This is a genomic window from Clostridium sp. Marseille-P299, from assembly GCF_900078195.1.
Taxonomy (GTDB): domain Bacteria; phylum Bacillota; class Clostridia; order Lachnospirales; family Lachnospiraceae; genus Lachnoclostridium.
In genome coordinates, this window is record NZ_FJVE01000006.1 from 153,857 (window position 1) to 166,027 (window position 12,171).

At 31.9% G+C, this 12,171-nt stretch carries 8 protein-coding genes and 1 tRNA gene; 2 read left to right on the forward strand and 7 right to left on the reverse strand.

What is annotated here, in order from left to right:
* Positions 1 to 89: 89 nt before the first annotated feature.
* Together ligA and rluF are read right to left on the reverse strand one after the other, a co-directional pair.
* Positions 90 to 2,045: an NAD-dependent DNA ligase LigA gene (gene ligA / locus BN4220_RS04695; RefSeq protein WP_066715423.1), complete on the reverse strand. Its 1,956-nt coding sequence runs from the start codon at positions 2,043 to 2,045 to the stop codon at positions 90 to 92.
* Complete coding sequence (gene rluF / locus BN4220_RS04700; protein ID WP_082812110.1) at positions 1,987 to 3,042, reverse strand: 23S rRNA pseudouridine(2604) synthase RluF; 1,056 nt, start codon at positions 3,040 to 3,042, stop codon at positions 1,987 to 1,989. The genes ligA and rluF overlap by 59 nt, the downstream gene beginning before the upstream one ends.
* Before the next feature lie 384 nt (positions 3,043 to 3,426).
* Between rluF and BN4220_RS04705 the strand changes: the two genes are divergently transcribed.
* Both BN4220_RS04705 and BN4220_RS04710 read left to right on the forward strand, forming a co-directional pair.
* Positions 3,427 to 3,499, forward strand: a tRNA-Arg gene (locus BN4220_RS04705).
* A 236-nt stretch (positions 3,500 to 3,735) separates the two neighbouring features.
* Positions 3,736 to 4,518: a hypothetical protein gene (locus tag BN4220_RS04710; RefSeq protein WP_066714237.1), complete on the forward strand. Its 783-nt coding sequence runs from the start codon at positions 3,736 to 3,738 to the stop codon at positions 4,516 to 4,518.
* A gap of 76 nt (positions 4,519 to 4,594) precedes the next feature.
* On the opposite strand, the gene BN4220_RS04715 is transcribed toward BN4220_RS04710, so the two are convergent.
* The 5 genes from BN4220_RS04715 to BN4220_RS04735 all read right to left on the reverse strand — a co-directional run bounded on the left by BN4220_RS04715 (position 4,595) and on the right by BN4220_RS04735 (position 12,105).
* On the reverse strand, positions 4,595 to 5,605 hold the full coding sequence (locus BN4220_RS04715) for a DUF5688 family protein (protein WP_066714241.1): 1,011 nt from the start codon (positions 5,603 to 5,605) through the stop codon (positions 4,595 to 4,597).
* Positions 5,606 to 6,974: 1,369 nt separating this feature from the next.
* Positions 6,975 to 7,733 (reverse strand): hypothetical protein, encoded by a 759-nt coding sequence (locus BN4220_RS04720; protein WP_066714243.1) that lies wholly within the window; start codon positions 7,731 to 7,733, stop codon positions 6,975 to 6,977.
* A 69-nt stretch (positions 7,734 to 7,802) separates the two neighbouring features.
* On the reverse strand, positions 7,803 to 9,509 hold the full coding sequence (locus tag BN4220_RS04725; RefSeq protein WP_148401690.1) for a putative bifunctional diguanylate cyclase/phosphodiesterase: 1,707 nt from the start codon (positions 9,507 to 9,509) through the stop codon (positions 7,803 to 7,805).
* A 285-nt stretch (positions 9,510 to 9,794) separates the two neighbouring features.
* Entirely contained in the window at positions 9,795 to 11,183 is a 1,389-nt protein-coding gene (gltA, locus tag BN4220_RS04730) for an NADPH-dependent glutamate synthase (RefSeq protein ID WP_066714247.1), read from the reverse strand.
* Positions 11,184 to 11,220: 37 nt separating this feature from the next.
* On the reverse strand, positions 11,221 to 12,105 hold the full coding sequence (locus tag BN4220_RS04735) for a sulfide/dihydroorotate dehydrogenase-like FAD/NAD-binding protein (RefSeq protein ID WP_066714249.1): 885 nt from the start codon (positions 12,103 to 12,105) through the stop codon (positions 11,221 to 11,223).
* Positions 12,106 to 12,171 lie beyond the last annotated feature (66 nt).

Here is a 12,171-nt window from a genome sequence, read left to right on the forward strand (position 1 = left end):
TCGTTTTGAATCATCGTATATAATATCCATTCAAAACTTTAATTTGTAGTTTGACACTCGAATCCTAATTTATATATTACGTTTATTCCTTATGAAAGCATAGAAAGTAATTCATCTTCTGTAATAATAGGAATACCTAATTCCTTGGCTTTCTTGTTCTTTGAAGAATTGGACATATTATCATTGTTAATAAGGTAATTCGTTTTTGCAGTAACAGATCCAGTCACCTTACCACCATTTTGTTCAATTACCTCTTTTACTTCATTACGATTTGCAAACTTTTCAACCGAACCAGTAATTACAAAAGTAAGACCCTCAAGACGACTTGAAGCATCACTCGTTTCATTGCTCTCAATTTCAATTTCTTCTAACAAATCATCAACAATCTTATTGTTTTCCTCTTTATGAAAGAAATCCATAAATGTCTGAGCAGTCACTCCACCAATTCCATCGATTTCAACCAGCTCTTCCATGGTAGCATTTCTAATTTTATCAAAATCATTTTTAAAATGCTTTGCCACTAATTTCGCAGTTGATAGGCCAATATTTAAAATTCCTAAACTATAAATAAACTTAGGAAGTGTCGTCTTTCTAGCTCGCTCAATGGAAGCAACTAAGTTATTATAAGACTTTTCACCAAAGCCCTCCATCGTTACAATTTCATCCTTATATTTTTCCACATGAAATAAATCCGCAAGTTCGCGAATCATCTTCTTTGCGATTAATTTTTCAATGGTAGCTTCTGATAAACCTTCAATATTCATAGCATCACGGCTTACAAAATGTGTGAAGGACTTAATACGTTTTGCCAAACAATCATCGTTGATACAATAAAGTGATTTCACATCATTTTCTTGTTTTATTTTTGTCGCACCGCCACAAACTGGACAAGTCTTTGGTATTTCAACATTGCCACTTCTTGTTAAGTTCTCAGCAATTTGAGGAATGATCATATTGGCTTTATAAACTTGAACCGTATCACCAATTCCAATCTGTAGATTTTCCATAATACTAATATTATGAAGGCTGGCACGGCTAACTGTCGTTCCTTCTAAGTCCACCGGTTCAAATATTGCAACAGGGTTGATTAAGCCAGTTCTTGAAGCACTCCATTCAATCTGAAGCATTTTCGTTTCCTTGATTTCATCTTTCCATTTAAATGCAATCGCATTTCTTGGGAATTTCGAAGTTCTACCAAGAGAATCTCCATATGCGATGTCATTATATAAAAGTACCAAACCATCGGATGGAAAATCATTTGTAACAATCTTTTCAGAAAAGTATTTTACTGCATCTGCTACGGTATCTGCCGTCACCAAACGTTCCTCTACGACATCAAATCCTTGAGAAGAAAGCCACTCAAACTGCTCTTTTTTCGTTGTAAATTGGCTCATATCATCCATTTTAATAAGTGCAAATGCAAAGAAATGAACATTTCTCTTAGCAGTAATCTCATTGTTCAGCTGTCTTACAGAACCACTGCATAGATTTCTAGGATTTTTGTATTTAGCAGAAACATCCTCAATCATCGCATTCATTCGCTCAAAATCAGAGTACTTAATAAGTGCCTCACCACGAATGACCAATTCACCTTGATAAGCAATGCTAAGAGGAATGTTTTTAAATACTTTCGCATTATTTGTGATAACTTCGCCGACTTCACCATTTCCTCTTGTAACTGCTTTAACTAACTTTCCGCCTTGGTAAGTTAAAATAACGGTTAAACCATCCAACTTCCAAGAAAGTAAGCCTTCCTGATTACCAAGCCATTCTTTAAGTGTTTCCACATCTTTTGTTTTATCAAGTGAGAGCATTGGAGAATCATGTCTTTCTTTTGGAAGTTCGCTAAGGATTTCATAACCTGCATGCATCGTTGGACTACCTGCAAGTACAAAACCAGTTTCTTCTTCCAGTGCTTTTAGTTCATCGTAGAGCTTGTCATACTCAAAGTTACTCATAATCTCTCGATCTTCTTGCTCGTAAACTCTAGCGGCCCTGTCCAGTAGCTTGGTTAGTTCTTTGATTCTTTCCTTTTTTGATTCCATTGTTACTTTCTTTTCTGCTTCCATTGTAAAACTCCTTCTTACGTCCTTGTTCGCCATATGATTTTGATTCCGATTTCTTGTTATGACTCACTTGTTTTTGAAAATTCTTAGCTTTGTTTCTTGCTTTACCAGTGATTTTTCCTGTTGTTCTAATGCTGCCTTTATTTGATGAAGACTTCTTAGCACTTTCTTCCTTAACACGAACATCTACCATTTCATCATCAATTTCATCACTCATAGGAGCATTTGAGGAATCTTTGATTAATTCCCTTAAGCCTTCTAATTCTCGGTCCGTTAAATTACGATAGTCACCGATTTTTAATCTACCTAAATTAACGTTCATAATTCGAATTCTTTGTAAAAATACAACACGGTATCCAAGATACTCACACATTCTTCGTATCTGACGGTTTAGTCCTTGATTTAAAATAATACGGAATGTAAATTTATCCTCCGCTTCAATCGTACATGGTCTTGTCACGGTATCAAGTATTGGTACACCTGCCGCCATGGATTTTAAAAATTCTACAGTAATTGGCTTATTTACCTTAACAATATACTCTTTGTCATGGTTGTTTCCTGCACGTAGAATCTTATTAACGATATCGCCATTATTCGTTAATAAAATCAAGCCTTCAGAATCCTTATCAAGTCTTCCAATAGGATAGATTCTAGTTTTATATTGAATATAATCAATAATATTGTCTGGCTCTCTCTTATCCGTTGTACAAACAATTCCTTGTGGTTTATTAAAAGCTATTAATACTAATTTTTCTTCACGGTTTAATACTTTTCCTTGGAAACTAACTTCCTGTCCAGGAAACACTTTGCTTCCCATAACCGCTACTTCACCATCAATTAAAACCTTTCCTTGTTCGATATAAGTATCAGCTTCTCTTCTTGAGCAGACACCTGCTTCACTCAAATATTTATTAATACGAATTGCTTCTTGTTTCTTATCTGCATCTTCGAATATACGCTTCGTAACTTTCTTCATCTTACCTATTTATCCTTTCAATGTTTGCTTACGCAAGACAACTCTTTAATGAGTTATTATAGCATGTTTTTTGAATTATTACTATGAAAATGTTTGCACCGTACTTATAAGAAATTTTATTAATTTCGCATAACAAGCGGACTTTATTTTTAAACATTTTAAACTTTACAAAAATACGGTTTATAGATATAATAGGGATTGTGGCAATTTTATATGTATTATTTTTATGAAAATATTTTGAATAAAAATTACAGCTAAATTCATTTAGCATTACATATGTATAAGTGCATAAGAATCATTAAGCTCTGCCAGATAAAAAATAACGTTATTGGCACTTTAAATAATATATATAACAAATTAAACTTAATATTTTATTGATATTTTGCATCTGTAGCACAGTGGATAGTGCAGCAGCTTCCGAAGCTGAAGGTCGTAGGTTCGAATCCTATCAGGTGCATTTTTTACGCTCTTTTTTAAGCATTTCTCATTCAATTCGTTTAAATCCACCTTCTCTGAGTTATAATTATTACATAAATATTACATGCATATTAAAATAAGTTACAAATTTGCAATAAAATCATTGCTTTTTTTATGAAAATTTGCTATGATACAAATATAAATTTCCATATTTTATAAAGTTTGTAATGTAACGGGAACTTTATGTTATCGATTCATTGTAACAAGGAGCTATCTATGAAAATCAAATATAAAAAAATCTTAGTATTATTAACAACTGGTATTATGGGTATTGGAATGGTTACCCTTTCTTTTACTTTAGAAAATAAAAAGAGTACAGATGATCCAAAACCTATGAGTAGATCAATCGAGCCAGCAAATAGTAAAGATGATGTCTCTGCATTTGCAATGGATCCAATCATAACAAAAGCTCCAACTGCTACACCAGAGCTAGAAAATGATCTTGAATTAAACAAATACGCAGATATTAATAAAGTTGTTCAGGATTTTTACGAAGCCAAATTAACTTGTTCTGCAGAAGATTTTGTTCCTATTGTAACAAATGCGAACCAAATCGATATGGAACGTTTACAAAGAAAAATAGAGTATGTGAATAGCTATCAGAATATTAATTGCTATACGAAAAAAGGGATCAATGAAATCGATTATGTTGTCTATGTAAGTTATGATCTTGAATTAGCTACCATAGATACCTATGCCCCTTCCATTGATGAGCTTAGAATTACCTATGTGGATGGGACCCCTAAAGTATATTTAGGCGATATAAACGAAGATACAAGTAAGTATCTTAATGAATTACGTACTGGTGAGGATGTTGAAGTATTAGTCTCCGATGTTGTTACTCGTCTGGAAGAAGCTTGTGCAAGTGATGAGAATTTAAATGAATTTTATCAAAATATTCAAAATAGCTCTGTAGAAGCTGCCAAATCTGATAAAAGCGCAGATTCATCGAAATCATTAGATTCTGCTAATGCAAATACAGATACATTAGGAAGATAAAAAGCATATGCAAAATAGGTCACTATTTTGCATATGCTTTTTTTATTACCTTACCAATCTTAATTCTTAAAAATAATTATGCAATTCCAATCATCTGTTTATTACTTCTTGAATAACAATATATATCATCTGACAAAACATCTTCAAATGGTACTTGTGTTTGGTTGATTTCCATTACCATTTCTTTTAGTTGTTTTATACCAAGTTGTTCTTCCACAGGCACTAAAATAAGTTCATGAATACTAGATGGAAGTATAAAGAAATCATTGTCTATCTGATCCGCAAAATCAGATAAGATTTCAGGATATAAAATACAACTAGCACCATTAATTCCCCTTGAATTTGATAGCACATACATATCTACTTTACATTTTGGATTTTCATAGTGTAACATCTGAATAAATTCATTCGCTGCTTGTTCAGCCTCCAAATGTTTCTCTTCTGCTAAACCAAGATGGTTAATATCATCCATAGCAAAAGACATGACTTCTTTTTTCATTAATTCCAACATAACCTCTTCCATTGGACGAATCAATGCCGGAAAAATTTCCGGAGTATTTTTCATTGCAATTATATATAGTTCCTCAAGCTTCACTCCCCATTGTTTACGATGTTCCTCTGTAATTCGAATGGTTCCAATTCCTTCTTCATCATCCCTAACCAAACAATGGAAGGTAACTGCAAAATCTAAAACTTTAATATAAGGTACTGATTCTAGCAGTTCTTTATTTTTTTCGTAATTAATAATACGATAAATAATACTTGATTTCATCTCATCGTACCGAAATATGATTTCATCAAAACTATTTCTTTCACTATCCTTTGAGTATAAATACACATCTAGTATTTCATCGCAAATTTCATTTATTTGCCTTCCTTCTTCATATTGCGAAAAATATGTATTCAAATAGATACAAGGAACAATTAATTCATCCCTTTTACGAATGACCAAACTAATTAATGTCACACCGTTATTTTTTACTACTTTTTTTCGTTGAGAAAAATATTCACTCCCCAAATGCTCCATCAATGTTTTTTCTACGAAACATACAAACTCTTCAAACGACAACTTTTTCGATAACTGCATAAACTCTCCTTAACTTTAATTATAAATTGGCTTTTAGATTATATAAATTTAACTATAACTTTCAAAAATTTTACCTCTAACACATAAGAAAACTGGCCTATCTTCAATTACTAGAATCACCACTTCTAGTTTAAAAATAGGAATAAGATCGTTGTTTCTTCAGCTTCTTTTTTAATATAAAAATAATTTTAAGAATGATAGACTTGATATAGAAAATATACCTTGAATAAAAATATAGATATGATTGAAGAATATAGACTTGGTTAAAAATGTAGACTTGATTTAAAAATGAATACTTGGTTCAAGAAGTTTAGATTTGATTTATGATGTGTAGACTTATTCGAGAATAGATTTTAATTAAGAATTGTAGACTTGATCAAGAAATTCAGATTTCATTTAAGAATTGTAGACTTATTAAAGAAATTTAGATTTGAATTAAGAATTGTAGGCTATTTAAAAAATTCAATTTTGATTTAAGAATTATTGGCTTGTTCAAGAAATTTAGATACCGTTTTAGAATTGTAGACTTAATCAAGAAATTCAGATTTAATTCAAGAATTATTGGCTTGTTCAAGAAATTTAGATACCGTTTTAGAATTGTAGACTTAATCAAGAAATTCAGATTTAATTCAAGAATTATTGGCTTGTTCAAGAAATTTAGATTTGATTCAAAAATTATTGGTTTGTTCAAGAAATTTAGATTTGATTCAAGAATGATTTCATTTAAGAATTGTAGTCTTGTTCAAGAAATTTAGATTCCATTTAAGAATTGTAGACTTAATCAAGAAATTCAGATTTGATTTAAGAACCATATACTTATTTCAGATATACAATGACAAATCTTAATGATCCCTTATAAACAAAAACATTACATATTATTTTTACTAACAATGAATCATTAATTAAAAAAGTATACTTTAAACTTAAGAAAAAAGTCAAACAGACCCCTGAAAGCTAAAAAATATTAAAACTATAAAAATGTACTGAATGGATTTCAAAAAGAATCTTTTAATGATATCATAGAAAAATTAATACATGAACAGAAAATAAATATTAGAATAAGGAAAATAATATTAATTAGTAAGAACTATAAAACATAGAAATTAAAAAACATAGAATGTTAAAACTTAGAATTTTAAAACTTAGAACTTTAAAACTTAGAACTTTAAAACTTAGAACTTTAAAACTTAGAACTTCAAAACATCTCATAAAATGCAAAAGGTTGAACTATCTCGATAAAATAATTCTACCCTAATCCCATAAGCGATACAATCTATTTATTAAATCTTTACATAGAAAAATCAATACTATTTTTGTCTAAATTCCCTTATGAAACTTCTATCTACTCATTATAACCAAAAATTCTCTCCTAACTTAACGTAATCATCACTTGCCCAGGTAAGTAAAACACCCACATCCCAATGCTAGAAACTTGATATAAGGTACGATAAAGATCCTCTTGTATAGAAACATACCCTGCTGCATTAAATATTCCAACCATAATATCGCAGCAAAAAAAGAGAACGAGACCAACCAAAAACAACCCCAACCGAATATCACCATGAAAATAATGCGACTTTGCTTTAATCTGAAATACCAAGATAATATTACATATAAAACTTATAAAATAAAACGTAGTGATACCAAATAGCATATCTACTGGAAACTTAATCACCAAAAGAATTCCTACTATAACGCTACTAATCAATATACGTTTGATGAATTGCTCCAAAAATAAACGTTTTCCCTTTCTATACAAATTCCGAGAACGTATCCTTCCTTCAATACGCCCTACTTCTCCCTTCATATTCACTATTCTTACGAGATACAGTGTTTGTACAACACAAAAACAACAAACTCCTATAACATAGTCATCAGTAAAAAGAAGAAATATATCCGCAAAGACAGTAAAAGACAGAGCTATGCTTAACATAACTCTGTCTAAAAAACGTTCAGAACGCAACTGTATCACAATCGACATAACAAGGCATAACAAAATACTTACAAACTTAATTACACCTGATGTAGAGTATACACCAAATACATCAAGTATTATAAATGTAAAATACAAAATAAGTTCAATACCAATAAAATAATAGAATAATTTTTTGTTAGCCATCGTATTCATTTTAATCCCCTTGCCTTTTGATTTTGCGGTAATCAAAAACTGAACTTTATAATTTTACTTAAGTTATATTTATAAATTTCTCCTAAGTATTTCTCCCGCTTCTTCTTTTGGCAACGGTTTACTATAAAAGTATCCTTGTGCTTTATTACAATTTACATCTTTTAAAAATTCTTCTTGTTCTCTAATTTCAACGCCTTCAGCGATTACGTCAATATTAAGTACTCTTGCTAAATCAATCATAGTACTTACTATTTTTTGATCACTCTTATTAACAAGTACAGTGTTTAAGAAACTTTTATCAATTTTTAAATTATTTACTGGTAACTGCTTTAAATAATTCAAGGAAGAATAACCTGTACCAAAGTCGTCCAACGAAAATGTAATTCCGAGTTCTTTCAACTTATGTATCGTAGCAACGGTGTAATCCACATCGTCTAATGCAATTGTTTCGGTGATTTCAAACTCAAGTTTCTTTGGATTTACTTTGGTTTCTTCAATGACCTCATATACCATTGAAAGGAAATCGGAGTCTTTAAATTGTCTAGCAGATAAATTGACTGCTATCGTAATATCTCTAAATCCTTCATCTTCCCATATTTTTAATTGTTTACAAGCTTCTATTAAGATTTTCTTGCCAATTCCTACAATCAATCCATTCTCTTCTGCAAGAGGAATAAATTCTAATGGCATAATTAAACCACGCTGTGGATGATTCCAGCGTGCCAAAGCTTCAAATCCTACAACACGATTTGTTTCTAAATCCATTTGTGGTTGATAGTACACAACAAACTCATTATTTTCAATTGCTTTACGAAGTTCAGATTGCATCTCAATCTTCTTCATCATACGAGCATTGATGGAATCATCAAAATAACAATAATCGTTCTTTCCATTCTCTTTTGCAACATACATTGCAGAGTCCATATTTTTCACTAAGGTCTGAGTTGTTTTACCATCCTTAGGTGCAAACGTAATTCCCATACTTACTGTCACAAAAAATTCCTTTGTTGATAGTACAAATGGATATGTAAATGCTTTTTGTATTTTCTTTATCTTATCTTCATATGAAGTGATATCCTGAATGTTTTGAGTCAATACAACAAACTCATCACCGCCTATTCTAGCTAGGTAATCATCTTCTTCCAAAACGCCATTCAAACGGTGTGCAACATCAATTAATAATTCATCCCCAAAGGAATGACCTAATGTATCGTTTATATTTTTAAAATTATCTAAATCAATGTCAATTAAAGCAATTTTCTCGTCATTTCTTAAAGTCAGCATCACGCTGTCAAGCATCTCGGTAAATGCCAAACGATTTGGTAATTCAGTTAAATAATCTGTATACGCAATTTTTCGTATTTTTTCTTTACTAATCTTAAGCTCTTCATAACGAGAATAAAGCGCATTCTTCGTTTCTGTTACTTCTTGATACGCTTTTTCTAATTCCTTGTAACTTTCTTTCAACTTTTGTCTTGCTAAAACAGCAGCTTTCTCAGCTTTTGTTCTTCTTTTTACATTCACAATTAATACAGTAAATAAAATCAATAAAATTATGATAGCACCAATCAAGAAATACACAAGATTCCTATTCACTAGGTTATTATCTTTTATTTGTCCTATACCATTATTCTGTGAAGAAGCATGTACAATAGTAGACGTTCCTAAACCTAAGAAAAAACTTTCGAACAGTATTCCAAAAACTATCCGCAATTCCTTTTTAAAAGTTTTCATTCCATCCATGGTATCTGTTAAAAACAGATTTTCCTTTCCCAAAATTGTATTCTTATTAGTTCTACCATTATTTGCAATTTTACATTATGAGACACCTTTAGTATATCACATTTTGCTAAAATAGCAATATAATTGCCAAATTATTTCATTTTTCTATGAACTTCGTACAAAACTAAAAAAAATGTCACCTAATAAAAAATACCCTATAAAAAGCTTCTATTCTCTTAATTTATTCGTAAAAAACAGATGTAAATAACATTAAATTTATTATTTACATCTGCTCTATTTTATATATTAAATTTAGTCTTAATAACTGAATTATAATTCTTAATTTTGCTTTGATAAAAATTCATCAATTCCCTTAGCAGCCGCTTTACCAGCTCCCATTGCTAAGATAACTGTTGCAGCACCAGTAACCGCATCTCCACCAGCATAAACACCTTCTTTTGATGTCTTACCAGTTTCTTCTTCTGCAATGATGCATTTATGAGAATTAATATCAAGGCCTTTTGTAGTCGCTGAAATCAATGGATTTGGACTTGTTCCAAGTGACATAATTACAGTATCTAACTCAAGTGTAAATTCAGAACCTTTCTTTTCCACTGGTCTTCTTCTTCCAGATGCATCTGGCTCACCAAGTTCCATTTCCACACAAACCATGCCTTTTACCCATCCACTCTCATCCACTAAGATTTCTTTTGGATTCGTTAAAAGATTAAATATAATGCCTTCTTCTTTTGCATGATGTACTTCTTCCACTCTTGCAGGTAACTCTTCTTCACCTCTACGGTAAACAATATGTACCTCCGCTCCAAGACGAAGTGCTGTTCTTGCTGCATCCATTGCAACGTTACCACCACCTACAACTGCAATCTTCTTACCAAGTGTAATTGGAGTATCGTATGCTGCATCAAAAGCCTTCATTAAGTTATTTCTTGTTAAATATTCATTTGCAGAGAACACACCGTTTGCATTTTCACCAGGAATGCCCATGAATTTTGGTAAACCTGCTCCTGAACCGATAAATACTGCTGAAAATCCTTCTTCTTCAAGCAATTCATCTACAGTAATTGACTTTCCAATTACTACGTTAGTTTCTATTTTAACTCCAAGGGATCTTACGTTATCAACTTCTGTTTTTACTACTGTTTCTTTTGGTAAACGAAATTCTGGGATACCATATACTAGTACTCCGCCAGGCTCATGTAACGCTTCAAAAATAGTCACATCATAGCCAGCCTTTGCTAAATCACCTGCACAAGTAAGACCAGCAGGACCTGAACCAATTACGGCTACCTTCTTACCGTTTTTAACGGTTGGTGCTTCTGGCTTAATTTCATGTTCTCTCGCCCAATCAGCTACAAAACGCTCTAATTTACCAATAGAAACTGGATCACCTTTGATACCTCTAATACACTTTGCTTCACACTGAGATTCTTGTGGACATACACGACCACAAACGGCTGGAAGTGCAGAATATTTACTTATAACTTGATATGCACTCTCAACATTGCCAGCCTCTACTTCTTTTATAAAACCTGGAATATCAATACTTACAGGACATCCAGTGATACATTTTGCATTCTTACATTTTAAACATCTAGAAGCTTCTAATTTTGCTTCCTCTATATCATAACCAAGACATACTTCTTCAAAGTTTTTAGCTCTAACCTTTGGATCTTGCTCTCTTACCGGAACTCTTTTTAAAACGTCCATGTTAAACCTCTTTTCTGCATAGTCAATTTAATTAAACTTAATCGTTACAAATGCCGCAACCGCCGTGATGAGTATCTCCTTCTCTCTCTTTAAGAATTTTTCTACCCTCTTCGGATTTATACATCTGCTGTCTCTTCATTGCTTCATCAAAGTTTACCAAATGTCCGTCAAATTCAGGACCATCAACACATGCAAACTTCACTTCATTACCTACAGTGATACGACATGCGCCACACATTCCAGTTCCATCTACCATAATTGGATTCATGCTGACGATTGTTTTAATTCCAAGCTCTTTTGTAAGAATCGAAACAATTTTCATCATAATGATTGGCCCGATTGCAATTACAAGGTCATAACTTTTTCCTTCATTATGTACCAAATCTTTTATTTTATCATTCACATTACCCTTAAAACCATAAGAGCCATCATCCGTTGCAACATAAACATTTTTAGCTACAGCTTTCATTTCTTTTTCAAGAATAACTAAATCTTTGTTTCTAGCTCCAATGATACAATCAACATCTACACCATGTTCATGCATCCATTTCACTTGAGGATAAACAGGAGCTGTACCAACACCACCAGCAACAAATAAAATCTTCTTGCTCTTTAACTCTTCAATCGGTTCGTCAATCAATTCTGATTTACAACCAAGAGGTCCTGTAAAATCTCTAAAATAATCTCCGACCTCATACTCAGCCATTCTTGTTGTAGATGTTCCTACTGCCTGAAATACAATGGCAACTGTTCCTGCTTCCCTATCATAATCACATATAGTAAGAGGAATTCTCTCGCCTTTCTCATCCATTTTAACTATAACAAATTGACCTGGATAACAATTTCTTGCAACTCTAGGTGCTTCGATATCCATGAGATAAATATTGTTCGCTAGAAGTTCTTTTTTTGTAATCTTGTACATACCAATTCTCCCATTTCTGATTTATTAAAATCGTTGTACTAAAGATTTAGTGTTACTACTTAGAAC